Annotated in this window: 25 protein-coding genes and 2 pseudogenes; 15 read left to right on the top strand and 12 right to left on the bottom strand. The window is 72.9% G+C overall.

Annotation, left to right across the window (positions count from 1 at the left end; genetic code table 11):
• Window positions 1-251 (bottom strand): annotated as a pseudogene (locus H596_RS0116570) (IS110 family transposase); the annotation flags it as partial.
• 461 nt (window positions 252-712) lie between these two features.
• On the opposite strand from H596_RS0116570, the gene H596_RS0116575 reads away from it, so the two are divergent.
• Window positions 713-1666 (top strand): IS5 family transposase, encoded by a 954-nt coding sequence (locus H596_RS0116575; RefSeq protein WP_156910165.1) that lies wholly within the window; start codon window positions 713-715, stop codon window positions 1664-1666.
• A 355-nt stretch (window positions 1667-2021) separates the two neighbouring features.
• Here H596_RS0116575 and H596_RS24990 read toward each other — a convergent pair whose 3' ends face one another.
• Window positions 2022-2582, bottom strand: coding sequence for a KUP/HAK/KT family potassium transporter (locus H596_RS24990; RefSeq protein WP_408735285.1), 561 nt, complete (start codon window positions 2580-2582; stop codon window positions 2022-2024).
• Window positions 2565-3988, bottom strand: a pseudogene (locus tag H596_RS24940) (KUP/HAK/KT family potassium transporter); the annotation flags it as partial. The gene H596_RS24990 and the pseudogene H596_RS24940, both read right to left, overlap by 18 nt.
• 400 nt (window positions 3989-4388) lie before the next feature.
• On the opposite strand from H596_RS24940, the gene H596_RS23925 reads away from it, so the two are divergent.
• From H596_RS23925 to H596_RS0116625, 9 genes are all read left to right on the top strand, one after another.
• A complete protein-coding gene (locus H596_RS23925) occupies window positions 4389-4643 on the top strand; it encodes a hypothetical protein (RefSeq protein WP_156910166.1) in 255 nt (84 codons plus the stop codon).
• A gap of 4 nt (window positions 4644-4647) precedes the next feature.
• On the top strand, window positions 4648-4737 hold the full coding sequence (locus tag H596_RS23540) for a potassium-transporting ATPase subunit F (protein ID WP_084602924.1): 90 nt from the start codon (window positions 4648-4650) through the stop codon (window positions 4735-4737).
• A 3-nt stretch (window positions 4738-4740) separates the two neighbouring features.
• Window positions 4741-6450: a potassium-transporting ATPase subunit KdpA gene (gene kdpA / locus H596_RS0116595; RefSeq protein ID WP_027285830.1), complete on the top strand. Its 1710-nt coding sequence runs from the start codon at window positions 4741-4743 to the stop codon at window positions 6448-6450.
• A gap of 11 nt (window positions 6451-6461) precedes the next feature.
• Complete coding sequence (kdpB, locus tag H596_RS0116600; RefSeq protein WP_084602926.1) at window positions 6462-8540, top strand: potassium-transporting ATPase subunit KdpB; 2079 nt, start codon at window positions 6462-6464, stop codon at window positions 8538-8540.
• A 3-nt stretch (window positions 8541-8543) separates the two neighbouring features.
• Window positions 8544-9140 (top strand): potassium-transporting ATPase subunit KdpC, encoded by a 597-nt coding sequence (kdpC, locus tag H596_RS0116605; protein WP_027285832.1) that lies wholly within the window; start codon window positions 8544-8546, stop codon window positions 9138-9140.
• 3 nt (window positions 9141-9143) lie between these two features.
• Window positions 9144-9998: a TorF family putative porin gene (locus H596_RS0116610; RefSeq protein ID WP_051213294.1), complete on the top strand. Its 855-nt coding sequence runs from the start codon at window positions 9144-9146 to the stop codon at window positions 9996-9998.
• Window positions 9999-10008: 10 nt separating this feature from the next.
• The gene (locus H596_RS0116615) at window positions 10009-10317 is read left to right on the top strand and encodes a hypothetical protein (RefSeq protein WP_027285834.1); all 309 of its coding nucleotides are present in this window, start codon (window positions 10009-10011) and stop codon (window positions 10315-10317) included.
• 103 nt (window positions 10318-10420) lie between these two features.
• On the top strand, window positions 10421-13099 hold the full coding sequence (locus H596_RS0116620; protein WP_027285835.1) for a sensor histidine kinase: 2679 nt from the start codon (window positions 10421-10423) through the stop codon (window positions 13097-13099).
• Entirely contained in the window at window positions 13096-13800 is a 705-nt protein-coding gene (locus tag H596_RS0116625) for a response regulator (protein ID WP_027285836.1), read from the top strand. Before H596_RS0116620 ends, H596_RS0116625 begins: the two co-directional genes overlap by 4 nt.
• A gap of 25 nt (window positions 13801-13825) precedes the next feature.
• Here the strand turns inward: H596_RS0116625 and H596_RS0116630 are convergent, their stop codons facing one another.
• Genes H596_RS0116630 through H596_RS0116655 form a run of 6 tightly spaced genes read right to left on the bottom strand, consistent with a single transcriptional unit; the run spans window position 13826 to window position 21463 of the window.
• Entirely contained in the window at window positions 13826-15664 is a 1839-nt protein-coding gene (locus H596_RS0116630; protein ID WP_027285837.1) for a pectate lyase family protein, read from the bottom strand.
• 13 nt (window positions 15665-15677) lie between these two features.
• Complete coding sequence (locus tag H596_RS0116635; RefSeq protein WP_027285838.1) at window positions 15678-17678, bottom strand: phage tail protein; 2001 nt, start codon at window positions 17676-17678, stop codon at window positions 15678-15680.
• The gene (locus H596_RS0116640; RefSeq protein ID WP_027285839.1) at window positions 17678-18031 is read right to left on the bottom strand and encodes a DUF6950 family protein; all 354 of its coding nucleotides are present in this window, start codon (window positions 18029-18031) and stop codon (window positions 17678-17680) included. Before H596_RS0116640 ends, H596_RS0116635 begins: the two co-directional genes overlap by 1 nt.
• Complete coding sequence (locus tag H596_RS0116645; RefSeq protein WP_027285840.1) at window positions 18028-18603, bottom strand: hypothetical protein; 576 nt, start codon at window positions 18601-18603, stop codon at window positions 18028-18030. The genes H596_RS0116640 and H596_RS0116645 overlap by 4 nt, the downstream gene beginning before the upstream one ends.
• The gene (locus H596_RS0116650; protein WP_027285841.1) at window positions 18603-19289 is read right to left on the bottom strand and encodes a hypothetical protein; all 687 of its coding nucleotides are present in this window, start codon (window positions 19287-19289) and stop codon (window positions 18603-18605) included. Before H596_RS0116650 ends, H596_RS0116645 begins: the two co-directional genes overlap by 1 nt.
• A gap of 5 nt (window positions 19290-19294) precedes the next feature.
• Window positions 19295-21463: a tape measure protein gene (locus H596_RS0116655; protein ID WP_027285842.1), complete on the bottom strand. Its 2169-nt coding sequence runs from the start codon at window positions 21461-21463 to the stop codon at window positions 19295-19297.
• Window positions 21464-21552: 89 nt separating this feature from the next.
• Between H596_RS0116655 and H596_RS0116660 the strand changes: the two genes are divergently transcribed.
• Entirely contained in the window at window positions 21553-22008 is a 456-nt protein-coding gene (locus H596_RS0116660) for a helix-turn-helix domain-containing protein (RefSeq protein WP_051213296.1), read from the top strand.
• A 3-nt stretch (window positions 22009-22011) separates the two neighbouring features.
• Window positions 22012-22614, top strand: a complete 603-nt coding sequence (locus tag H596_RS22135; RefSeq protein WP_245584045.1) for a PIN domain-containing protein — start codon at window positions 22012-22014, stop codon at window positions 22612-22614.
• On the opposite strand, the gene H596_RS24220 is transcribed toward H596_RS22135, so the two are convergent.
• Complete coding sequence (locus H596_RS24220; protein ID WP_169579885.1) at window positions 22611-22763, bottom strand: hypothetical protein; 153 nt, start codon at window positions 22761-22763, stop codon at window positions 22611-22613. The two genes, H596_RS22135 and H596_RS24220, sit on opposite strands and share 4 nt — an antisense overlap.
• Before the next feature lie 164 nt (window positions 22764-22927).
• Window positions 22928-23323, bottom strand: a complete 396-nt coding sequence (locus tag H596_RS0116675; protein ID WP_245584046.1) for a hypothetical protein — start codon at window positions 23321-23323, stop codon at window positions 22928-22930.
• Window positions 23324-23360: 37 nt separating this feature from the next.
• Between H596_RS0116675 and H596_RS0116680 the strand changes: the two genes are divergently transcribed.
• The 3 genes from H596_RS0116680 (at window position 23361) to H596_RS0116690 (ending at window position 24522) form a co-directional block, all read left to right on the top strand.
• Window positions 23361-23624: a type II toxin-antitoxin system Phd/YefM family antitoxin gene (locus H596_RS0116680; RefSeq protein WP_027285845.1), complete on the top strand. Its 264-nt coding sequence runs from the start codon at window positions 23361-23363 to the stop codon at window positions 23622-23624.
• 268 nt (window positions 23625-23892) lie between these two features.
• Window positions 23893-24165: a type II toxin-antitoxin system ParD family antitoxin gene (locus H596_RS0116685; RefSeq protein WP_027285846.1), complete on the top strand. Its 273-nt coding sequence runs from the start codon at window positions 23893-23895 to the stop codon at window positions 24163-24165.
• A 30-nt stretch (window positions 24166-24195) separates the two neighbouring features.
• Window positions 24196-24522 carry a type II toxin-antitoxin system RelE/ParE family toxin gene (locus H596_RS0116690; protein ID WP_027285847.1) on the top strand — a complete coding sequence of 109 codons (327 nt, stop codon included), beginning with the start codon at window positions 24196-24198 and terminating at the stop codon, window positions 24520-24522.
• A 3-nt stretch (window positions 24523-24525) separates the two neighbouring features.
• Here H596_RS0116690 and H596_RS0116695 read toward each other — a convergent pair.
• A partial coding sequence (locus tag H596_RS0116695; protein ID WP_027285848.1) for a phage tail tube protein occupies window positions 24526-25252 on the bottom strand: 727 nt, incomplete at its 5' end.

Genomic DNA, 25252 nt, shown 5'->3' on the forward strand with positions numbered 1-25252 from the left:
TTGACGTAGGGCTTCACGTAAGCCGCCGGGATCAGTCGCACCTCATGACCAAGCGCCCGTATCTCGCGCGCCCAGTGATGCGCCGTGCCGCAGGCCTCGATGCCCACAAGGCAAGGTGGCTGCGCACGGAAGAAGTCCAGCACCTCGGCCCGCCCGAGCTTGCGCCGCATCACGGCGCGTCCGCTGGCGTCAACTCCATGCGCCTGGAACACGCGCTTGGCGATGTCCAGACCGATCGTGGTAATCTCCATGGTGGACGGCTCCTCTGCTCGCTGACGTCAACAGCCGCGAGCCTGGCACATCGATGCCGCTCAGGGGCCGTCCACCGCATCAGTTTCGGCCGCTCGTTGCGCGGACGTATGTGCCAGTCTGGCTGCGAGACCGGCGGAAACCCTGCGCCTCACGGCGTGACTCACCGTCAGGGAGACCATTCGCGTCGCATGGAAATGGCGTGGCGAAGAGAACCGGGAACGAACACTCTCTGGCCGAGCGCCCGCCCGGAGCGGCAAACAGGATCCAACGCATGCCGCGATCAGCCGCCGGCGCCGAGGTCCGGACCGTCGAGCAGCACCCGGGCCCAGGCTAGCGCGAGGCGGAGCCGTAACAGGGCTTCGAGAGCCGCCAAGCCCCAGTGGAGACCTCTGCGAAACGGCTTGTCGGTGCTGATGAACGCTGATTCGCTTCGTGGGTCGGCAATGGTGACGAGGCGGCGATGGGTCAGCGGCGGATCGGACAGGGCAGCCTGGCGGAGGCGCTGCTGCCGGCGGGTGCCGGTTCCAATCGGCGGCTGGAGCGCATCGCCGGCCTGATCGACTGGGCACCGATGGAGCGCCTGCTCGCGCCGCTGCGCGCGCCGATAGGGCGGCCCGGCTACCCGCCGCTGGCGCTCTTTCGCGCGCTGCTGCTGGCGCAGTGGTACCAGCTCTCCGATCCCGGCCTCGAGGAGGCGCTGGCCGACCGGCTGTCGTTCCGTCGCTTCTGCGGCTTCGGCCTCGATGACGCCACGCCGGACGAAACCACGCTGTGCCGTTTCCGCGGCGCGCTGGCCGAGCGCGGCCTGGCCGAGGCGCTGTTCGCCGAGCTGAACCGCCAGCTCGACACGAAAGGCCTGGTGCTGAAGGCCGGCACACTGATCGACGCGACGCTGGTCGAGGCCGCCGTCGCCCGCCCGCCGCTCAGCGAGGGCGAGGTCTCCATCAAGGACCCGGAGGCCGGCTTCACGCGGCGCGGCCAGCGCAGCTTCTTTGGCTTCAAGGCGCATGTCGCGGTGGATCTCGGCTCCGATCTGATCCGCGACGCCGTGCTGACCGGTGCCGATGTCGGCGACAGCCTCGTCGCCGACGGCCTGGTGCAGGGCGACGAAGCGGCGGTGTTCATGGACAAGGCCTATGACAGCGCGCCTCGGCGTGAGGCGCTGGCCGCGGCCGGCATCGCCGACGGCATCATGCATCGCGGCCATGCGCGCCGCCCGCTCACCGCCTGGCAGCGCTGGATGAACACGGCGCTGGCGCCGATCCGCGGCCAGGTCGAACGCGCCTTCGGCACGCTCAAGCGCAGCTACGGCTGGCGCCGTGTCCGCTACCGCGGACTGCTGCGCAACGGCGCCCATCTGCACCTGCTCTGCACCGCCATGAACCTCCGCCGCGCCGAACGGCTCCTCGCCTGACAGGAGACGTGCGCCCAACGCCCAGCCGACAGACATCGAAACCGAACACAAAGGCCGCTTACAGGCCGCCGCCACGCCTCCATCACACGATCAGGCGGGTTTCGCAGGGGTCTCCAGTGCAAGCGCCGCCCCACGGTGCCATCGCAGTAGCACCATACCAGCAATGCAACGCCCGCCGCGGCGGCCTGGCTCCCGGCCAAGTGCCCCTCCGGTGCGAGTGCGGCCAGTACGGCGCCGACAGGCAGCGTCGCGGCAGCGAGGGCCACGGCCTCCGCCAGCGGTGCTGGAAGCCTCCATCGCGGCCCGGCTTGGCCCGGTGCCGGCTGGTCCTCCGCGCGGTGTGGGCGGCCGGATCTCACAGCTCGACCCGGGTGCCGAGTTCGACCACGCGCGGCGGCAGGATGCGGAAGTAGTCCGGCGCGCGCACCGCGTTGCGGGTGAGGAAGACGAACAGAGGCTCCTCCCAGGCCTTCAGCTCGGGCCGCATGGAGGGCACCGGCACCTCGCGGCCGAGGAAGAACGACGCCGCGTCCGGGTCGGGGCCGGCCTCGCGCCGGTGCAGCCGCAGCGCCGCCGGCACGTCCGGCGCCTCGGCGAAGCCGAAGCGGACCGTGACGTCGCGGACGCCGTCGCCCAGTTCCGCGACCGTGACCCGCTCGGCCTCCGCCACCCGCGGCACCCGCTCGGCGCGCACGTGCAGCAGCGCCACCGCCTCGTGCAGCACCCCGTTGTGGCGCAGGTTCAGCGCCAGCGCCGTCGGCACCACCTCGCGCTGTCCGGTCAGGTACACCGCGGTGCCCGGCACCCGCGGCGGCGCGCCGGGTGTGTCGAGGCCGGCGAGGAAGGCCGCGAGGGGCTGTGCGCCCTCGTCGCGGCGCGCCAGCAGGGCGGCGCGGCCGCGCCGCCAGACCAGCATCAGGGTCAGCGCCGCCGCGCCGACCAGCAGCGGGAACCAGCCCCCGGCCGGGACCTTGTGCAGGTTGCCCGCGACGAAGGCGAGGTCGAGCGCCAGGAACGGCCCGAGGACCGCCGCGGCCGCCGGCCACGGCCAGTTCCAGCGGCCGCGCGCCACCGCCGCGATCAGCAGCGTGGTCGCCAGCATGTCGCCGGCGACTGCGACGCCGTAGGCGTTGACCAGCGCCGCCGAACCGCGGAAGCCGAGCACGAGGCCGAGCACCGCGGCGGCGAGCAGCCAGTTCACCTGCGGCATGTAGACCTGCCCGGCGGTGCGCTCGGAGGTCTGGCGCACCTCGAGCCGCGGCACGGCGCCGAGCTGGATCGCCTGCTGCACCAGCGCGTAGGCGCCGCTGATCACCGCCTGGCTGGCGATCACCGTGGCCGCGGTGGCCAGCGCCACCGCGGGGTAGAGCAGCGGGCCGGGAAACAGCCGGAAGAAGGGCTACCGGCGGCCGCCGGGTCGTCCAGCACCAGCGTCGCCTGGCCGGGGTAGTTCAGCACCAGAGCCGGCATGACCACGGCGAACCAGTCGATGCGGATGGCACGGCGGCCGAAGTGGCCCATGTCGGCGTAGAGCGCCTCGCCCCCGGTGAGCGTCAGGAAGGCCGAGCCCAGCACCGCCAGCGCGCCCGCGCCCGGGTTCCCGGCGAGGAGGGCGAGGGCGTGGCGCGGATCGAGCGCGGCCAGCACCTCGGGGCGCCCGGCGACGCGGACGAGGCCCGCGAGCGCGAAGGTGGCGAACCAGGCTGCCGTCACCGGCCCGAACAGCCGACCCACGCGCTCGCTGCCGCGGCTCTGGATGGCGAACAGGCCGACCAGGACGGCTACCGCGACCGGGACGACGTAGGGCTCGAAGACCGGCGTGGCGACCGCCAGCCCCTCGACGGCGGAGAGCACCGAGATGGCTGGTGTGATCATCGCGTCGCTGAAGAAGAGCGAGGCCCCGGCGAGGCCCGCCACCAGCACGCCCAGGCGCAGCCGCTCCGGCGCGGCCGGCACGGCGAACGAGAGCAAGGCCATGGTGCCGCCTTCGCCCTGGTTGTCGGCGCGCATGACGAGGACGACGTACTTCAGCCCGACCACCAGCGCGACCGCCCAGAAGATCAGCGAGACCACGCCGAACACAGCTTCTGGGGCCACCGTCAGCGCCGCTGCCGGCGCGGCGCCGTGCCCGCCGGCCTCGTCGTCCGCGGCGGCACGCAGCGTCTCGCGGAAGGCGTAGATCGGGCTGGTGCCGATGTCCCCGAACACCACGCCGAGGGCGCCGAGCAGCAGCGCGGTGCCCGCCGGAGGGGCCGCGGCGGCCGGGATGGAGACGGCAGCGGGGGAGACACCGTCGGTGGTGCTTGGCATGGCCGGGCCCATCCGTTTCGAGCGCGGCCCCCTTGACTGCTGCTGTTCTGAAACGCGAGGCGCCCGCCGTGGTGCCCTGGCGCGGCAGTAGCCGGGAGATCCAGGCTGCCGCCTGCGCCCCGACGCGCCGGCCTCGCGGCGCGCCCGGTAGCGCCCTGCCGGCGGCGTCGGCCTTGCAGAACGCCGCGTGTCGCCCAAGCTGGCGCGGTGACGCCAAGCCACGCTGCAGCGTCATCCTCGCGACCGCTTCGCCGAGCCGTTGCGCCGCATCGCGCGGCGCAGCTGCGGAACAGGGCTGGCAAGACTTGCCGCACCTCGCGGCGTCGCCACGCTCGGTTCGTGGTTCGTGCCGAGGTGGGATGGCATGGGATCCTCCGCCGAGTGCCGTCGGCCTGTCGGGCGTCAAGGCGGCATGCGAGATTCGCCGCGCCGGCACGAAGACCATGCCAAGACGATCGCAGAGGCGGATTCCGCGCCCCGTCTTTATGCTGTTTTTATGCGCCCGCCTCCTCTTTCACATGGCGCCTTTACGCGCTCCCCTCCTACGGAACGCGGACTCAGGCCCTCTCTCCTGGAGTCCGCCATGCTCGATGTGATCCTGCTCGTCCTCGGCCTCGGCTTCTTCGGCCTGATGGCCGCCTACACGGTCGGCTGCGAGCGGGTCTGATCCCATGCCGCTCGACCTCATCCTGGGTGGCGGCGTCGCCGCCGCCTTGCTGCTCTACCTGCTGTGGGCGCTGCTGCGCCCCGAGGACCTCTGAGCCATGACCCTGATCGGCTGGGCGCAGATCGCCCTCGTCCTCGCCTGCGTCATTGCCGCCGCGATGCCGCTCGGGCGCTTCATCGCCCAGGTTTCAGCGGGTGAGCGCACATTCCTGCATCCGGTGCTCGGCCCGCTGGAGCGCATGATCTACGCTGCCGCCGGCGTCGATCCGAACCGCGGCCAGGGCTGGAAGGCCTACACGCTCTCGATGCTCGCCTTCAGCGCGGTCGGCTTCGCCTCGCTCTACGCCATCCTGCGGCTGCAGGGCGTGCTGCCCTTCAACCCGCAGGGCTTCAGCGGCATGGCGCCTTACCTCGCCTTCAACACCGCGGTGAGCTTTGTCACCAACACCAATTGGCAGGCCTATTCCGGCGAGTCCGCGGCCTCGTACCTCAGCCAGATGGCCGGCCTGACCGTCCACAACTTCGTCTCGGCGGCCACCGGCATCGCGCTTGCGCTCGCCCTGTCGCGGGCCTTCGCGGCCGGCGGCCTCAAGAATCTCGGCAACTTCTGGGCCGACCTCGTCCGGATGACGCTCTACGTCCTGCTGCCGCTCGCACTGATCGTCGGCCTCGCCTTCGTCGCCATGGGCATGCCGCAGACCCTCGGTGCCTATGTCGAGGCGCAAACGCTCGAGGGCGGGACGCAGGTAATCGCGCGTGGGCCCGTCGCCTTCCAGGTCGCGATCAAGCACCTCGGCACCAACGGCGGCGGCTTCTTCGGCGTGAACGCGCTGCACCCCTTCGAGGGGCCGAGTGCGCTGGCGACGGCGCTGCAGACCTGGAGCCACATCGTCATCCCCTTCGCCCTCTGCCTCACCTTCGGCGCCATCGTCGGCAACCGGCGTCAGGGATGGGTCCTGTTCGCTGTGATGATGGGCTTCCTCGTCGCGGCGACGGCGATCGTCTACGCCGCCGAGGCCGCGGGCAACCCGCTGCACCTGGCGGGCGGCGTGGACCCCGCGCTCGGCAACATGGAGGGCAAGGACGTCCGCTTCGGCCATGCCCTCGTCGCGCTGTTCACCGCGGCGACCACCGGCGCCTCCTGCGGCGCGGTGAACGCCATGTTCGACAGCTTCACCCCGCTCGGCGGGATGGTGCCGCTGTTCCTGATGCAGCTCGGCGAGGTGCTGCCGGGCGGCGTCGGCTCGGGCCTCTACGGCATCCTGGTCTTCGCCCTGCTCGCGGTCTTCATCGCCGGGCTGATGGTGGGCCGTACGCCCGAGTTCCTGGGCAAGAAGATCCAGGCGCGGGAGATCAAGCTGGCGATGCTGGCGGTGCTGGTGCTGCCGGCCACGATCCTCGGCTTCACCGCTGTCTCGGTGGTGTTGCCGATGGCCGTCACCTCGATCCAGGATGCCGGGCCGCACGGATTGTCGGAGGTTCTCTACGCCTACAGCTCCGGCGCGGGCAACAACGGCTCGGCCTTCGGCGGCCTGACGGCGGACACGCCCTGGTTCGACACCACCATCGGCCTCGCCATGCTGCTCGGCCGCTTCGCCTATGTCGTACCGATGATGGCGATCGCCGGCTCGCTCGCGGCAAAGGTCAAGGTGCCAGAGAGCGCCGGCACCTTTCCGACGCACACGCCGCTCTTCGCCGGGCTGCTCGCTGGCGTGATCCTGATTGTCGGCGGCTTGCAGTTCCTGCCCTCCCTCGCCCTCGGCCCGCTGGCGGAGCACTTCGCGATGCTCGCCGGCAAGACCTTCTGAGATCCCGAATCATGCCCGACGTCGCCTCCGCCATGGCCCACCAGGGCGAGAGCCGGCGCGCAATGCGCACCGCCTCCACCTTGGCCGACCCTGCCATCCTCTCCCGCGCCGCGCTGGACGCGATACGCAAGCTCGACCCGCGGATGCTCGCCCGCAACCCGGTGATCTTCGTCACCGAGGTCGTCTCCCTGCTGGTCTCCGTGCTTGCCGTCCGCGCCGCCCTGCTTGGCGAGCCTTGGGGCTTCCAGGCGGGTATCGCGGTCTGGCTCTGGCTCACCGTGCTCTTCGCCACATTCGCCGAGGCGGTGGCGGAGGGCCGCGGCCGCGCGCAGGCCGACAGCCTTCGCCAGACCCGCACCACGACGCAGGCCAAGCTGCTGGTCCGACCCGATGACCGGACGCTCTGGTTGCCCCGCGCCGCGACCGAGCTTCAGGTGGGCGACGTCGTGCTGGTCGAGGCCGGCGACCTCATCCCCTCCGATGGCGAGGTGATCGAGGGCATCGCCTCGGTGAACGAGGCCGCGGTGACCGGCGAATCCGCCCCCGTCATCCGCGAGAGCGGCGGCGACCGCAGCGCGGTCACCGGCGGCACGCTGGTGGTCTCCGGCTCGATCGTGGTGCGTGTTACCGCGGCACCCGGCTCGACCTTCCTCGACCGCATGATCGCGCTGGTCGAGGGCGCCGTGCGGCAGAAGACGCCGAACGAGGTCGCGCTCGACATCCTGCTGGCGGGCATGACGATCATCTTCCTGATCGCCGTGGCCACGCTGGTGGGCCTCGCCTCCTGGAACGGGCAGCCGCCCTCGGTGCCGGTGCTGGCGGCGCTGCTCATCACGCTGATCCCCACCACCATCGGCGGCCTGCTCTCGGCCATCGGCATCGCGGGCATGGACCGGCTGGTGCGCTTCAACGTGCTCGCGACCAGCGGTCGCGCGGTGGAGGCGGCGGGCGACGTGAGCGTGCTGCTGCTCGACAAGACCGGCACGATCACGCAGGGCAGTCGTCAGGCTGCCGCCTTCGTCCCTGCACCGGGCGTGCCCGAGCATGAGGTGGCCGAGGCCGCGGTGCTGGCCTCGCTGGCCGACGAGACGCCGGAGGGCCGCTCGATCCTTGCCTTCGCGCGGGAGCGATACGGCATCGCTGCGCCCGAACTGCCCGCAGAAGCGAAGGTGATGCCCTTCACCGCACAGACCCGCATCTCCGGCCTTGACATGGGCGGCGCCAGCTACCGCAAGGGCGCCGTGGACAGCCTGGCCAGGGCGCTCGGCGCGGAGCTGCCCCCCGCCCTCGCGCAGGCCGTGGACCGCATCGCCCGCCAGGGCGCCACACCACTCCTTGTGGCGAAGGACGGGCGCCTGCTCGGAGCCATCGAGCTCAAGGACATCGTCAAGCCCGGCATCCGGGAGCGCTTCGCCGCGCTGCGCCGCATGGGCATCCGCACGGTGATGGTGACCGGCGACAACCGCCTGACCGCCGCTGCCATCGCCACCGAGGCGGGCGTGGACGACTTCCTCGCCGAAGCGACGCCCGAAGACAAGCTCGCCTACATCCGCAAGGCGCAGGCCGAGGGTCAGCTGGTGGCGATGTGCGGCGACGGCACCAACGACGCCCCTGCGCTTGCCCAGGCCGATGTCGGCCTCGCCATGCAGACCGGCACCCAGGCGGCGCGAGAGGCGGGCAACATGGTGGACCTCGACAGCGACCCGACGAAGCTGATCGAGGTGGTGGAGATCGGCAAGCAGCTCCTGATCACCCGCGGCGCGCTGACCACCTTTTCCATCGCCAACGACGTGGCGAAGTACTTCGCCATCCTGCCGGCGATCTTCGTGGCGCAGTACCCGGAGCTGCAGGCGCTGAACGTCATGCGCCTGACGAGCCCCGAGAGCGCCATCCTGTCGGCGGTGATCTTCAATGCACTGATCATCGTGGCCCTGGTTCCGCTGGCGCTCCGCGGCGTGCGCTTCACGCCGATCGGCGCCGCCGCGCTGCTGCGGCGCAACCTGCTGCTCTATGGCGTCGGCGGCGTCATCGCACCCTTCGTCGGCATCAAAGCCATCGACCTGCTGCTCAACCTGCTCGGGATCTACTGAGCCATGAACACCGTTCTTCGTCCGGCCATCGTCATGATTCTCGGGTTGACCCTCGTTACCGGCCTCGCAATGCCGCTCGTCATGACCGGCATCGCCCAGCTCGCCTTCCCGCGCCAGGCCAATGGCAGCCTGATCGAGCGTGACGGCAAGGTGATCGGCTCGGCGCTGATCGGCCAGAACTTCACCGAGGCGCGCTACTTCCACGGCCGCCCGTCGGCGACGACCGAGGCCGACCCGGAGCAGGAGGGCAAGACGCGCCCGGCGCCCTACAACGCCGCCGCCTCCGCCGCGTCCCAGCTCGGCCCGACCAGCGAGAGCCTGCTCGCCACGGTGCGCGAGCGGGTGGCGGCGAACGGCCCTGCCCCGGTCCCGGCGGACGCCGCCTACGCCTCGGGCTCCGGCCTCGACCCGCACATCAGCCCGGCCCATGCACTGCGGCAGGTGGCACGCGTGGCCGCGGCCCGCGGCCTGCCGGAGGAGCGCGTCCGCGCCCTTGTCGCCGCGCACACGGAGGGCCGCGCCCTCGGCCTGCTCGGCGAGCCGCGAGTCAACGTGCTGCGCCTCAACCTCGCGCTCGATGCCCTCCCGCAGGGACGCTGAGCCATGCCACTTCACCGTTGCATCCTCGGGGCCGCCGCGGTGGCCTTGTCGGTCGCGGCCCAGGCGGATCCCGTAGCCGCCCAGACCGGCACCGCGCCGCCCGGCGCGGCACCGGCGGCGGAAACCCCGGCAGACCCGACGGCCGCGCCGGGCATCGCCATCCCCGGCACGGGCCTCACGCTCACCACGACGGCTGCCGTCGCCAACGACTACCTGTTCCGCGGCATCAGCCAGACCCGCAACAACTGGGCGGTGCAGGGCACCTTCGACCTCGCGCATGAGAGCGGCGTCTATGTCGGCGCCTTCCTCACCAACGCGAAGTTCCTGGCCAGCCCCTGGAACGACACCCGGCAGGAGCTCGACCTGCTGGCCGGCTACCGCTTCGCGTTGGGTAGGGTCAACGTCGATATCGGCTATGTCGGCTACCTGTACCCGGGCCAGGACAAGGCGCCGGGCACCCAGCTCAACGAGTACCATGAGGTCGCGATCAGGGCGAACACCACCATCGATCCGGTGAAGATCCTGGCCGCCTACAACTACTCGCCGAACTTCTTCGGCCGCTCGGGCACGGGCCACTATGTCGAGGGCGGCGTCGACGTGACGCTCCCCTATGCCTTCACCGCCTCCGGCCGTCTCGGCTACCAGTGGATCCAGAACAACCCACGCTTCGGCACGCCCGACTACCTCTGGTACTCGGTCGGCCTGTCGCACGAGATCTATTGGGGCGTGACCGCCACCCTCACCTGGTACGGCACCAATATCGGCAAGCGCGACTGCGCCCCCGTTGCCGACCGCGCCACTGGCGGCCAGCGCATCTGCGAGGGACGGGTGCTTTTCACCTTGAGCAAGGTGTTCTGAGGCACCGGCCATGGCCGCGACGCTCTCCATGTTCGACGACCGGCACGACCTCATCCCGCGCAGGTCGAGAACCCGGCTGCTTGCCGCGGCATTACGGCAGGTGCTGCGGCGCGTCGGTGTCGCGGTGGTGGTGTGGCTCGGCTTGGCGGCGGAACTCGGCTGGGCGCTGTTCGGGTCGCTGGTGCTCGGCCTCGGTGCCCGTCCGCCCGTCACCGACGACGCGACCGCCCTGGCCTGGTTGGCCGGGGCGGTCCTGCTGGCCATCGTTACTGGTCTTGCCGCCTGGCTGGCCGCGCCGGAGCCGCCCGGGCACGAGTGAGAGGCTGGCGGGGTCCGATACGGTCAGAGCCCCACAGGTCCACGCGGTGCCGTGAGCCGCAGCAGGGAATGAGCAGGGCGGGCGAGTAGGGTATGCTCCTGCCATGACGCCGACACCGGCCGAGCCGCTCCGCCCCGATCCCGATGCCCTGCTGGCGCTTGCCGCCAAGGAAGGGCGCGGGCGGCTGAAGGTGTTCCTCGGCGCTGCTCCGGGCGTGGGCAAGACTTTCGAGATGCTGATTCAGGGCCGACGCCGGCGCCTGGGCGGAGCCGATGTGGTCGTCGGCTTGGTCGAGACGCATGAGCGGGCGGAGACTCAGGCCCAGATCGCCGACTTGCCGGTACTGCCGCGGGCGCGCATCGACTACCGCGGCCAGACGCTGGAGGAGTTCGACCTGGACGCCGCGCTCGCCCGCCGGCCGCAGATCCTGCTGCTCGACGAGCTGGCTCACACCAACGCGCCCGGCAGCCGCCATCCCAAGCGGTGGCAGGACGTGGAGGAGCTGCGCGCGGCCGGCATCGAGGTCTGGACGACGATGAACGTACAGCACCTGGAGAGCCTGTCGGAGGCCGTCGCCCGCATCACCGGCGTGCGGGTGGCGGAGACGGTGCCCGACCGCGTGCTGGCCGAGGCCGACGCCATCGAGCTGATCGACATCCCGCCCGCCGAGCTGCTCGAGCGCATGCGCCAGGGCAAGGTCTATCGTGCCGACCAGGCCGAGCGCGCCCTGAAGGGTTTCTTCCGAGAAGGCAATCTCGCCGCGCTGCGCGAGATGGCGCTGCGCCGCACCGCCGAGCGGGTGGATGCCGACGTCACCGGCTACATGCGCGCGCATTCCATCACCGGCCCCTGGCCGGCGGGGGACCGCGTCATGGCGCTGGTCGGCGCCGATCCGGCCGCCGAGACGGTGGTGCGCGAGGCCCGCCGCATCGCCGACGCCCTGCGGGCGCCGCTCCTCGCCCTGCACGTCGAGCGGCCGAACGCGCCGGAGGACGGCGATCCCGGCCCAGCGCTGCGGCTTGCCGAGCGGCTCGGCGCCGAGGTCGAGACGGTGGTGGCGGAGGACCTGCCCAGCGCCATCCTCGCCCAGGCGCGCGCCTGCAACGCCTCGCATCTCGTGATCGGCCGCGGGCATCCGTCCCGGTGGCGCAGGCTCACGGGCCGCACCCTCTCGGCCACACTGCTGCGCCACGCCACCGACTTCACGTTGCACGTCGTGCCCGACCCCGCCGGCCCGTCACCGCGCCGGCCGTGGTGCCGTGAGGTGGAGTTGCCCGGCTGGGTCGGCTGGGCCGCGGTGCCGGGGCTGGTCGGCCTCGCCACGGGGATCGGGCATGTCACCGACGGCGTGGTGCCAGAGGGCGCGCTCGGCATGGTCTACCTCGCCGCCATCGTCGCCGCGGCGGTCGGATTCGGGCCGCTGCATGGGCTGGCGGCGGCCGCGCTGTCCTTCCTGTGCTGGAACTTCCTGTTCCTGCCGCCGCGCTACACCCTGGCGATCGCCGGGGCGCAGGACGTGGTCGGCGTCATCGTCTTCGGCCTGGTCGCGCTGCTGCTGACCGGCACCACGGGCGGCCTCAGCCGCTCGGTCCGCGCGGCGCGGGCCCGGCTGCTCGGCCTCCGGCGGCTGGTGGAGTTCAGCCGCAAGCTCGGGGCACCGGGGGGCGCGGGCGACCTGATGGAGGCGGTGGCGCACGAGGCAGCGCGCGTCGCCGGCTGCCCCGCCTGCGTGCTGATGCCCCTGCCGCCGGCGCCGGGTGAGACGGCGCCGGAGCCGGTGGTGCGTGCGGCGGTGCCGCTGGACGCCGAGCCGGACGAGGCCTCCATGGCGGCCGCACGCTGGGCCATGGCCAAGAGCATCCCGACCGGGCGGGGCACCGACACGCTGCCCGCCGCCAGTTGGCAGTTCCGGCCGATGCGCACCGCGCGCGGCCTGGTGGGCCTGGTCGGGCTGCGCCTGCCCGAGGGCGACGGCGCCGGACCGCTCGGGGTGGAGACGGACCGCACCCTCGCCGCCCTGCTCGACCAAGCCGCGGTGGCGCTGGAGCGGGCGCAACTCATGGAGGAGGGGGCGCGCAACGCGGCGCGGGCAGAGACGGAGCAGCTGCGCACCGCGCTGCTCACCTCGCTCGGCCACGACCTGAAGACGCCGCTGACCTCCATCCGCGGCGCGCTGGAGACCCTGCGCAGCGCCGGACCCGCCCTCACCGAGGCGACGCGGCAGGACCTGCTGGCGGCCGCCGCGGAGGAGACGGAGCGCCTGACCCGCTACATCACCAACATCCTCGACATCGTGCGCATCGAGAACGGCCAGATCGAGCCGAAGCGCGAGCCGGTGGACCTCGCCGAGGCAGTCGAGGCCGCCGCTGCGCGGGCAGAGCGGGGCAGCGGCGGCAGGACCATCCGGCGCGAACTGGCCGGGACCTTGCCGCAGCCGCGGCTCGATCCCGCCCTGTTCGACCAGATCCTGCGCAACCTGCTCGACAACGCGTTGAAATTCTCGGGGCCCACCGGGCAGGTGACGGTGCGCGCACGGCGCGAGGGCCATGAGGTGGCGATCGCAGTGGAAGACGACGGGCCCGGCATCCCGCCCTCTTACTTGTCCCGGATCTTTGATCCCTTCTTCCGCGCCAGCCGGACCGACCGGGTCGCCGCGGGGACAGGGCTCGGCCTGGCGATCTGCCGTGGGCTGGCCCACGCCATGGGTGGCCGGATCGCGGCCGAGAGCCCGATCACACCAAACGGGCGGGGTGCCCGCATCACGGTGCGGTTCCCGGCATGAGTGCGCCCGGTCGGCCACGCGTGCTGGTCGTGGATGACGAGCCGCAGATCCACCGCTTCCTCGGCCCCGCGCTGGAGGCCGCCGGCTACGAACCGCTGCGAGCAGAGACAGCGGCGGAAGGACTGCGGTTGACGGCGGAGCGGTCGCCTGCGCTGGTCCTGCTCGACCTCGGCCTGCCCGACATGGATGGCCAGCAGGCGCTTCCGCGCCTGCGCAGCTTCAGCGCCGTGCCGGTGGTCGTGCTCTCGGCCCGGGACCAGGAAGGCGAGAAGGTCGCGGCGCTGGATGCCGGGGCGGACGACTATGTGGAAAAGCCCTTCGCGCTCGGCGAACTGCTGGCGCGGATACGGGCGGCGCTGCGCCGCGCGCGTGCGGCATCCGAGGGTGGGGTGCCGGGGCCACTGCTGCGGATCGGTCCCCTGGAGCTCGACCTGACGCGCCGCAGCGCGCGCGTGGAGGGCGGCGAGCCGCTGTGCCTGACGCCGCGGGAGTGGGACCTGCTTGCCGCCCTCGCACAGGCGGGGGCTGGACGCGTGATCACCCAGCGGCAGTTGCTGACCGCGGTGTGGGGGCCTGCACATGCCAAGGACGCACAGTACCTCCGGGTCTACATCGGGCGCCTGCGGCAGAAGCTGGGTGCGGCGGCAGGACTGATTCGAACCGAGCCGGGGGTCGGCTACCGCTTTGGGGAGGCGGAGTAGCGCCGGGGGCCGACCGGAAGAGCGGTCAGGGCACCCGCCGCTTCGTCACCGCGACGGAGAGTGTGGCCGGCCCCAGATCGAAGGTGGCGGAGGGCGAGATGTTGCGCGCCATCACCCGGACCGTGTTGGTGGTCCAGGCCGTGGCGTCGAGCTCGACGAAGCGCGTGGAGGAGGCGAGCGCCGCCTGTGCCAGGTCGCCCTGCCGGCAGCCGGTGATCGTGACGTCGAGCAGGCTGGTTGCACCCGGCGCGAGCGAGGGCAGGTCCCAGCTGGTCTCCGCGACGAACTCCCGCTGGCCCACCGGCAGGGCGGGCGTGCCGCAGAGGAGCGCCGGGGCGTGCTCCGGCAGGCCATACAGGCGCAGCGCCTCGAGTTCGATCTGCCCATCGAAGCCGACGATGCCGATCTGGGCAAAGGCGACCGCGGGCCCGAGCCGCACCGTCATGCGCCGGTTCAGGGAGGCGTCGGCCATCACCGCGCCGCCGGTCCAGGCCTTGGCGGGGGCGTTCCACTGCATCGTGGTGAGCGAGGCGAGGACGTCGCCGGCGAGGTCCTCGCGCACGGCCATCGCCGCGTCGAAGCAGCGCACGAAGGGCCGCCCGCCGTCGGCGCCGCCGACCAGCCAGTGGGCGAGTGCGAACTCCTTCGCCTGGGAGCAGTCCACCACGAAGGCGAGCCCACGCTGCGCCTCCAGCAGCAGCCCGCGGCCGGTCGGCGTGATGCCGTCCAGGCCGTTGAAGGACAGGCCGGCCAGGGTGGTGGCGGCGGTGGTCGAGGTGGCGACCGTCGCCAGGCCCTCGACGCCGATCTCGGCGGCGCTGTGCCGGAAGGCGGCGGCGCGCAGGTTCGGCACATTGCCGAGCAGGCGGAGGTGGCGCGAGGCCGGGGCGCGGTGGCGGTTGTAGACCGCGTTGCCGCAGCGGGTGGCGGTCGGGGTGTACTCGATGCCGACCTGGTAGGTGTTGGCCCAGGCCACCTCGTACTCGCAGTCCTGCGCCGCCCCGGTGTGGCGGGCGACGATGGGCGAGCAGGCCTCCATGCGCAGCGCCCGGCCGATGATGGCGCTGCCATTGGTCTCGTTCAGGAAGGGGATGGCGACGTTCGGGTCGAGCTGGCGCAGCTCGAAGTTCGGCGCGTCGAAGACGTGTCGGTTGTGGTTGTTGTAGGCGTCCGGAGCGCCGCGGGAGAAGCGGATCCCGAAGCGGTCGATCGTCGGGTTGATCCCGGTCGCACAGGCGAAGTGGCCACCGTAGTAGCGGATCGAGGTGTTCCAGGCCGTGGCGGTGGCGCAGTGCGCGTCGAGGCCGTAGCGGTTGTTGAGGATCCGCCCGAGGATCAGCGTGGTGTCCTCGAAGCCCCGCCTGTCGCCCAGCGTGCGCAACCCGATCGTGAAGCCCGAGACCAGGCGGAGGTCGAGGGTCGAGGAGTCGAGGTTGCGGGCGAGGATGCCGATGTCGGCCTCGTTCAGCCAGTCGGACTGGATCTGCCGCGTGACCTGGAGGTTGAGGTAGAGCTTCTCGCCGTTGCGGGTGGTGCCGCCGTCGCCGAGCGTCAGCACGGTCGCCGGCGCGTTGGCGGCGCCGGTGTACTGAATCACCCCCTGCATGATCAGCCCGCGGGCGCCGCCGCCGAGCGTCACCCCGGCGTCGACGTTCCAGGTGCCGGGCGGGATGACGGCGAACTTTCCGTCTGCCGCGGCGCGGTCGAAGCAGGCCTGGATAGCGGCGCGGTCGTTCGCCGCGCCGTCGCCGAGGCCGCCGAAGTCGCGCGGTAGCACCGCCTCGCGGTCGCGGAGGTACTTCGCCAGGTCGGTCTTGGAGATGTTCTGGCCGAGGACCATCAGGTCGTCGATGCGGGCGGCCATGGGCTGCCTCCGATCAGAGCGCGGTGGCGGTGACGGGCCCGGCGAGGGCCGAGACGTTGCCCTCGGCGGAGACGGCGCGGAGCCAGTACCAGCGGGTCTGGCCGGCGGTGAGGCCGGTGCGGTCCCAGGGCAGTGCGGTCGGCTCCGTGGGCAGCTTCACAGCGGCGGTGAGGCTGTTGCTGCTGGCTTCGAAGACCTGCAGCCGCACGGCGTCGGCCGGGAAGCCGCCGGACAGACGCACGCCGCCGCTGATGCCGAGGACGGCGGGCGCGGTGACGGCGCCGGGGATGGCCGCCTCCCGCCAGCCCGACACCGCCCCGCTGCGCGCCACCGCGCGCACCCGGAAGGCGGTCGGCTCCCCTGTGGGGATCGAGGCCGCGGTCGCGCCCAGGGCGCCGCCGTAGCCCTGCCAGGTGGCGACGGAGGCGGGGCGGAACTCGAGCTCGTAGCCGGCCAGGTAGGCGCTGCCGACCGCCGACCAGGACACGCCGAGCGCGGCGAAGGCGGCTCCCGTGGGCGTGTCCACCGCGATCGAGGCCGGGGCAGCGATGACGCCGGGGTTCGGCAGCACCACGGAGGGGCTGTCGCCGGCGGCGCGCTCGTCCACCGCCGGGTTCCAGTCCCACACCGCCGGGTCCTCCTCGGAGAGGGTGAGGTCCACGCCGCCATCCGGCGACAGCCGCCAGCCCGTCACCCGCGCCGGGAACGGCCCGACCCGGTCGAGCGCGACCGTCACCCCGTCCCAGGGCCGCAGCCGCAGCGCCGAGAGGTTGGCCGGGAAGGCCACCTCGCGCTGGCGGCGGACGCGCTCCAGCTCGGCCTTCATCAGCCGCTGCACCGTCGCGACCGAGGTGGTCAGCGGGAACTCCATGTCGCGGTAGATCTGCTCGCCGCCATCCTCGGCGACGTAGTTGCTCGCCAGCAGCGGCGGCGCGTCAGTCGGCTGCCAGTTCTTCGCCGGGTCGACGTAGACCGCCCGCACCCCGTTGAAGAGGTCCCGCCGCGGCCGGCTGCCCTGGATGGTGACGTCGCCGCGCAGGTCGTCCGAGGTGAGCGTCGCCGCCGGCAGCGCCGGCCCGCCGGCGTGGATGAAGAACCGCCCGCCCGAGACGACGAGCGCGCCCGCCATGGCAGCGACCAGCTTGCGGGTGATGGCGATCTTGCCCTCGCCGAGCGAGACGCGGCCGTTCACCGTGTAGCGCCGCTCGGTGACGCCGGCGCGGGTGCCGATCAGCTCGTCGCAGATGTTCGCCGCGGCGATCAGGGCCGGGATGTCGATGTCGTCCCAGGACGCCTTCCAGCCGAAGGGCGCGGTCAGGTACCAGGCGAGGCAGAGCGCCGGGTTGTCCGACCAGCCCGTCGCGCCGGTGCGTGGGTCGAGGATCGTGTCCGCGCCCTCGACCAGGGCGGCGATGTTGGGCGGGCCGGAGGGGAAGGCCTCGGCGGTGATCTTGAGGCGCACCGCGACATAGGCGCGGCCGCGGCCGCGGTGCTCCGCGGTCCACTTCCCGCCGGTCTCGGCGATCAGGTTGGCGTTCGCGGCCTGGTCGGGATCGCCGAGGTGGCGGTCGATGCGCACCAGGCCGGCGAACTTCGGGTCGGTGGCCAGCGTGTCGCCGAGCCAGACCTCGCCGATGGCGCGGACGCGGTGCGCGGCCAGCACCACGACGGCGTAGAACCAGCCATCGGCGCGGCCCTGGTCGTCGGTCGCCGAGTGGAGGAAGACGATCGGGCCGCCGACCTTGCAGCGGCCGAAGACGATCTGGTGCTCGGTGATCGGCTGGCGGAAGGACTGCGTGCGACCGGCGCCGGGCGCGGTCGGATCGTCGCCGGGGCGCAGCGCGGCGGAGGACGTCGGCGCCGTCGGCCGCTTGGCCGGAAAGACCGAGGCGCCGATGGTCGAGACGACGAAGGCGGCGCCGGCGCCGACGATCGCGCCGATGATGCCGCCGCCGACCGCGGCCGAGGCGACGCCGCCCGCGACGACGGCGATCAGGGGAACGGCAGCGGGCATCAGCCGATCCTCCAGGCGGTGCTGCAGAGGGTGATCGGCGCGCGCAGCAGCCCGCGCGGCCCGACAAAGGCGACGCGGCCGGCGTCGAGCGCCACGCCGAGACGGTCGGGATCAGGCGCGAGGACGACGTCGCCCATGCGGGCCCGCAGCGGCGCCACGCGCGGGAAGCCGGCGCTGTCGGCGGAGGCGGCCAGATCGGGCAAGACCCGAAAGGCTGGCCTCCCCCCTGTCACCGCCTCGACCGCCGCCAGCGCGAACCGCCCACAGTTCCAGCGATGGGCGTCGAAGGCGCGCGTCTCCACCGCCGACAGCAGGGCTGCCAGCCGCACCGCCCAGTCCGGCCGCCGCGTCACTGGGCCGGCAGCCGGATCTCCGCCTCCTGCAGGGCGGGGACGTATTCGAAGAAGCGGTCGCCCGGGTATTCGGCCTGCTGGTCGGCGTCGGTGTAGCGGCGCACCTCGGCGCGCTCGAGGTCGACCAGCCGGCTCTCACAGGTCAGCGCGACGCGAGGTTCCGCCCCATCCGTCACCTCCATCGTGTCCATCAGCCCGGCCCAGAGCGGGAACGGGTCGGCGATGAAGGCGCCCTCGGCGTCGAGCAGCGCGCCCCACAGCCGGGCCGGCCGCAGCCGGAAGCTCCGCTCGGCGAGGGCGATGTCCACCACCTCCTGCGGCACGGGTGACAGCGCGAGGGTCAGCCGCACGGCACGGAGCTCGACCGTCTCCTCGATCTCGCCGACCGCGCCGATCGAGCCCACGCCCTCGAACACCTTCCCCGCCCAGTTCAGCTGGCCGAGCCCGGTCCAGGCGCGGAACGGGCCCGACGCGAAGTCGAGCTCGACCAGCACGACGGGAGCCGCGACCGGCGCGGTGGCGGAGGCGGCGGCATGCGGCGACAGCCGCGGCGTGCCGTGTGTGTCTGACACTACAGCGCCTCCTCGAGGCGGATGGTGATCGCCGTGAAGCGTCCGGGCCGGGTCGGGTTGGCGGCCTCGTCGTCGGAGACCAGGCGCATGGCGACGGTGGGCCTGGTCAGCACCAGCGGCTGGTCGATCGGCAGCGCCTCGCGCAGCGGCGGCGCGATGGGGATCGTGGCGGTGCCCGCGCCGACGGCGGTGACCGTCTCGGTCGCGATGTAGAGCCGCCCGGCGAGGCCGATCAGGTCGCCGGCGCCGACCGCGACGCCGTTCGGCCACCAGCCCCCGGTCTGGATGGCGAGCGCCCCACGCGGCGCGCCGGCGGCGAGCGCCGGGTTCCCCGAGCCGACCACGAAGCCGGTGCCGTCGGTGAAGATCGTCGCGTCGGAGTAGGAGAAGGGCCCGCTCGGCACGTCGCCCTGGCCGCGCGGGTCGCCGGTGCGGAACTCGCGCCGCCAGTCCCAGACGCGGACCGTGTTCACCGAGCCGGCCAGCGCGGCGAGCAGCCCTTCGAGGAGGCCGGCGCGGACGCGGTCGAGCGGGTCGAAGGTCGCCTCCGCCACCCAGCGCGCGCCCTCGCGGCGCAGCACCTGCGCGGCGCGGGTGACCGGCGAGACGAAGCGGGTGGTGTTGTGCTGCAGGTAGAAGACGAGCCGCGACGGGCGCAGCGCCTCGGGCCAGGCGTACTCCACCATGGCTGCTACCCCCGCACCGTCTCGTAGGCCGCGCCGCCGCGGCGGATGGCGTCGAGCGTCATGGCCGAGGCCTGGCGGGCGATCTGCCCGGCGAGCAGCCGCAGCCGCGCCTCGACGCCGGCGTCGGCGCCGCGCGCGTCGATGGCGATGGTCTGGTGCACCACCGGCCCGGACGGCGCGACGCCGTTGGGCAGCACCGTGCCGCTGCGGTCCGGCACGAACCACTCGGGCCCGCGCTCGCCGACGATGTAGGGCCGCCCGGCCGCGACCGGCCCGCCCTCGGCGCGGAACAGGCCGCCGAGCCACGAGCCGATGCCGCTGAACACACCGTCGAACGAGAAGCCCGACAGCGCGCTCGAGGCGGCGTCGGCGAGCGGCTCGGTGATGGTGCGGCGGGCGACGATGCGGGCGATGTCCTGCAGCAGGCCCTGCAGCACCTTGGACAGCCGCTCGCCGCGCACGATCGCGTCCTCGAAGGCCGAGGAGAACGCGAAGCCCAACTCCCGCGCCGCCTCGCGCGTGCCCTCCGTGCTGCGCTGCAGGCGGCGCTCGGCCTCCTCCAGGTCGTCGAGGGCGCGCTGCGCCTCCCGCCCGATGGTCTCGTCCGGGATCGGCCGGCCCGCGCGCTCGGCGCGCTGCACCAGGTCGGACAGCCGCTCCAGCCGGCGCTGGTAGCGCTCGTAGGCGGTCTCGTTGTCCTGGATCAGCCGCTCGCGCTCGCGCAGCAGGTCGTTCAGCTGGCGCTCGGCCTCTCGGGCTTCCCGTGAACCTTCGTTGCTGGCGCGGCGGACGGCGGCGACGCGCGGCTCCAACCGGCGCAGTGCCTCGTCGCGCTCCTGCAGCGCCAGGGTCTCGAGCCGCGTGCGCTCGGCGGCGGTGACCGCGCCGGCCGCCTCCGCCTCGCGTAGCCGGCGGACCCGCTCCTCGTACTCGCGGTTGATCCGGAAGCGGTCGTCGAGGTCGCGGGTGAGCTCCTGGACCTCCCGCGTCGCGCGGCGACGGCGGGCGTCGGCCGCGGCCTGGCCGGCGCGCTCCTGCTCCTCCAGGCGGCGGGCCAGCGACTCCCGCTCGGCGGCGTCGATCTCGGCGAGGGTGGCGAAGTAGTCCCGGCGCAGCTCCTCCAGCCGCGCCCGGCTGTCGACGCCGGCCTGCCGCTCGGCGGCGCCGACCAGGCCGGGGCGGAGGCTGCCGCGGCGGACGGGGGCGCGCAGGCTGGCGCGGCCGTCCCCCTCGCTCTCCAGCCGGCCGATCTGCGCCGCCAGCGCCTCGGCCTGGCGGCGCAGGCCGGCGAGACGCTCGCCCTCGCTGCGCAGCCCCGCGCCCTGACGGACGCTGTCCACGGCGCGCGCGGCGGCCGAGAGCGCCCGGGCCAGCGCGTTGGACAGGCCGATCGCCCGGTCGAGCTGGCCGAGGAAGTTCTCGGTCGCCGCGGTGAGCTGGCCGAAGGCGCGGCCGAGCGAGAGGGGCGCGCGGTCGAGCTCGGCGCCGAGCCGCTCGGTCGCCCGCAGCAGCGCCGGGAACACCCGCTCGGCGGTGAGCCGGCCCTCCGAGCCCATCTGCCGGAGCTGACCGATCGAGACGCCGAGCTCGCGCGCCAGGCCCTCGGCCAGCAGCGGCATCGCCTCGAGGACGGAGCGCAGCTCGTCGCCCTGCAGCACGCCCGAGGCCAGCGCCTGGGCCAGCTGCAGCGTCGCCGAGGAGACCTCCTGGGCGGAGGCGCCGGAGACGATGGCGACGCGCTGCAGCCCGCCGACGAGGCGCGCCACCTGGTCGGAGGTGGCGCCGATCTCGCGGGCGGCGATCGCGAAGCGCTGGAAGGCGTCGACGCTCTCGGAGACGGCGACGCCGGTGGAGAGCGCGTTGCGGTAGAGGGCCTCGTAGACCTGGCCGGCGCGCTCGACCGAGCCGGTGGCGTTCTGCAGGCGCGAGAGGCTCTGGGTGAGCGCGTCGCCGGCCTGGACCAGGGCGCGGGCGGCGACCGCCACGCCGGCGATCTGGATGCCGCGCGTGGCGACGTCGAGCAGTTCGAGGGAGCGCGAGGCGCGGTCGGCGCCACCCTTGATCTGGTCGAGGGAGCGCTGGCCGGTCTCGCCGACCTCACGCAGCCCGGCCTTGACCCGAGCGGCGTCGTCCAGCGAGAGGCGGACCGAGACGCGGCGGGTGGCGTCGGCCATGGTGCCCTCTCCGGCTGGCGGTTTCGTCAGTTGCGTTTAATCCGTCTGTTGCGTATAAGGGCGGGCACCAGAAGGCACCGGAGGGCCCCATGCTCGCTCTGCTCGACCAGGCCGAGCCGATCGTCGCCGACGAGGCCGAGGCCGCCATCGCCAAGACCGCCGCCGCCAGCCTGGCCCCCGCCGCCCGGGCGGGCCAGGGCGTCCAGCTCGTGCTGCGCGAGCAGCCCAACGTGGTCGTCCCGCTGCCGGCCCGCGCGGTCGAGGTCGTGCTCACCGTGCTCAGCGCCATGGCCGAGCGGCGGCCGATCTCGGTCATCCCCCACGAGGCCGAACTCACCACGCAGCAGGCCGCCGACTACCTCAACGTGTCGCGGCCCTTCCTCATCAGCCTTATCGACCGGGGCGAGATCCCGCACCGAATGGTGGGGCGGCATCGGCGGCTACGGTTCGCAGACCTGTTGGCCTTCGAGCGCACCTCCGCCGAGAAGCGTAAGCAGGCGCTGGCGGAGATGGCCGCGGAGGCGCGCCGGCTGGGGCTCGACTGAGGCGTGATCTCGACCTTCACGGCGTTCTTCGACGCGAACGTCTTCTACGGGGCGCGCCTGCGCAGCCTGATCCTCTTCCTCGCCCAGACGAAGCTGTTCCGGGCGCGGTGGAGCGACAGGGTGCACGAGGAGTGGATCCGCAATCTGCTGGAGAAGCGGCCCGACTTGGAGCCGGCCGATCTGGCGCGGACCCGCGAGCTCATGGACGCGTCGGTGCTGGACGCGCTGGTCACGGGCTACGAGCCGCTCATCGACGCGATGGTCCTGCCGGATCCCGACGACCGCCATGTCCTCGCCGCGGCGGTGGTGTGCAAGGCGAGCTGCATCGTGACGTTCAACGTCGCCGACTTCCCGCCGGCCCGCCTGGCGCCCTACGGCCTGCACGCCGTGCACCCGGACGATTTCCTGCTGGATATCGAGAGTATGGATCCGACGGCCTTCGCCGATGCGGTGCGGGAGGATCTGGGCCACTACCGCGCCCCGCCGCTCGACCTCCCGGAGTATGTCGTCGCGCTCCGCAAGGCCGGCGTTCCGCGCATCGCCGAGCAGATCGGCAGGCTCGCCCCGATCCTGGAGCGGCGACCGAGCGACCGGCCGGCGGATTAGGTGGCGGGCGCCGACGCGCGCCGCTCGGCGCCGCCCTCAGCCATGCCGATGCGGAGGGCCAGCAGCAACTCGGCGGCGGCCCAGCCAGCGGCGCCGAGATCGCGCGCCGCGGCGAGCGCGCCGGCGGTGTCGAGCGTCAGGCCGGCCATCGTGACCTGGGCGCAGGCCGTGCCAGCGGCCCAGCAGGCGTGGCCCTCGATGGTGGTGGGTGCGTGCGCGGCGTAGGGGCAGGCCTCGGCGCAGTCCCGGCCGAGGGCGGCGCAGCCGCGGCAGTAGTCGGGCCCGCGCCCGAAGTGCCAGGCGGCGCGGGCCCTCAGCCGTTTCCCTCGGCGGCCACCGCGGCGACGGGTGCGGTGGCGCGGTCCCAGAAGGCGGCGGCGATGTCGTCGAGGTCCATCAGGCGCTCGACGGCCTCCGGCGAGAGCGGCAGCGGCTGGCCCGCGCTGTCGCCCACGCCCTCCCAGGCGGTGACGGCGTGGCGGGCGAGCGCCTTGACCAGGAAGGCGAAGGACAGGCCGCGGGCCATGTCGGGGTCGAGGTCGTCGCTCGCGGCACGAACCGCGCCCAGCCGGCGCGCGGCGGCGGCCTGGGCGGCGGCCATGACGGCCGTGTTCACCGGACGGATCTCCACGCGGACGCCGCGCGGGAGGTCGATCCAGTACGGCTCGGTCGGGAGGTCGAGGGTGAGCATGGAAATTGGCCCCTCCATGGGTTATGTATCCTGCAGAAACCAAGGAACACCCCCGATGACCGAGCCGATGCTCAAGGTCCCGGCGGCCGAGGCGCAGCGGAACTTCGGCCTCTACCAGGACAAGGCCCTCACCCAGCCCGTCGCCATCACCCGCAACGGTCGCCCGCGGACGGTGCTGATCTCGATCGAGGAATACGAGCGCCTCAAGCGCCGCGACCGCCAGGTGGTGCGCACCGAGGACGCGCCGCAGGAGATCGTGGACGCCATCCTCGCGGCGCGGCCGCCAGAGGAGAACAAGCGCTTCGATCATGAGGTCTGACGCGCCGGCGCTGCCGGCTGTCGGCGACGTGATCCGCCACGCCTATCTCTGGAGCCACGAGCACGCGGCGGGACGGGAGGAAGGGTCGAAGGATCGTCCGGCAGCGGTCGTCGCGCGCTGGTGCGCGGCGAGGATGGCCGCGACCAGGTGTTGGTGTTCCCCATCACTGGCTCGGCGGGAAGGTCGAGGGTGAGCATGGGCGGTCTCCGGACTTGAAACGGGCAGCCGCCATGTCAAAGTCTGACATGACGAGGGACAGGAGGGCGGGATGCCGAATGTCAGCCTGACGCCGGAGCTCGAAGGCTTCGCGGAGCGCTGCGTGGCCTCGGGCCGCTACGGCAATGTCAGCGAGGTGATGCGCGCGGCGCTGCGGCTGCTGCAGGAGCAGGAGGAGAAGCGCGCGGCCTTCACCCGCATGCTCGAGGCCGCGGAACGCGAGGCCGACGAGACCGGGTGGTTCGAGGTCGAGCAGGTCGCGGAGGAGATGGACGCGATCATCGCCGAGGCGGAAGCCAGGCGGGCGCGGGAGCAGGCCGGCTGAGCCCGATCGGCAGCCTTCGGGCAAGGCCCGATGTGCGGTAAGCGCCCGGCGATCCTCTCGGCGCAGGCCCGTCGTGACCTTGCCGAGGCGGCGGCGTTCATCGCCACCGACAATCCTGCCGCGGCCCGCCGCCTGCGCGAGCAGGTCGTTGCGGCTGCTGTCCGGATCGGGGCCTATCCGCGGATCGGGGTCGTCCGTCCCGCCCTGGCACCGGAGGAGGTGCGCTTCCTGGTCGTCCCGGACTTCCCCTACGTGATCGTCTATCGGGCGACGGCGACGCCGCCGCGCATCCTGCGGGTCCTGCACGGCGCGCGCGACCTGCAGGGGCTGCTGCGTGACCTGCTCGGCGGCGCGTGATCCTCACGCGTACTCGCTCGCCTGCTGCTGGTTCCGGAGCACCACGGTCATCATGCGCGTCGCGGTGGCGTTGTAGGCCCCGCGGAACTCGAAGCTGGCCTCGACCCCTCCTGGCCCCTCGATCGGGGTCTTGGCCAGCGCCAGGTAGACCTCGTGCAGGGTGATGGTCAGGCTGCGGTTGGCGTCGATCGTGTAGGAAAAGGCGAACTCCGCCGGCGCGTTGTCCTGCGCCTGCGTCAGCAGCGTGCTGTCGGCGAAGCGCGCGGTGATCTGCCCGGTGGCGCGCGCGATGCCGGGATCCACCCCCTCCACCTTCCGGTCGGCGCGGATGGTGCGCACCATCTCCATGCCGTTGGCGTAGGTGAGCCGCGCGCCCGTCACCTGGGCGAGCGCCGCGCCGTTCCGGCTGATCGCCCCCTGCGCCTTGTGGAAGGCGGTGTAGGCGGCGCTGGTCGGCGTGCCGCCGGCGCTCGTGCCGCCGCGCGTCGAGCCCTGCCCCATCAGCCCGAAGGTCGCGGTGGCGGGGCCGGTCGGCGAGAAGTCGAGCTCCAGCGTGTCGGCGCGCACGCCGGTGCAGAGGTCGTAGGACGGCACGTCCGGGTAGCCGATCTCGACGCTGTTCGAGGGCAGCGCGGCGGCGCCCGAGCCGAAGCTGTGGACGAAGTTCGGGCTGGTGCCGGTGGTGGTGGGGGCCCCAAGCAGCAGGCGGAGCCAGTGGCCGATGTTGACG

It is taken from the genome of Rubritepida flocculans DSM 14296, from assembly GCF_000425365.1.
GTDB classification, from domain to species: Bacteria; Pseudomonadota; Alphaproteobacteria; order Acetobacterales; family Acetobacteraceae; genus Roseococcus; species Roseococcus flocculans.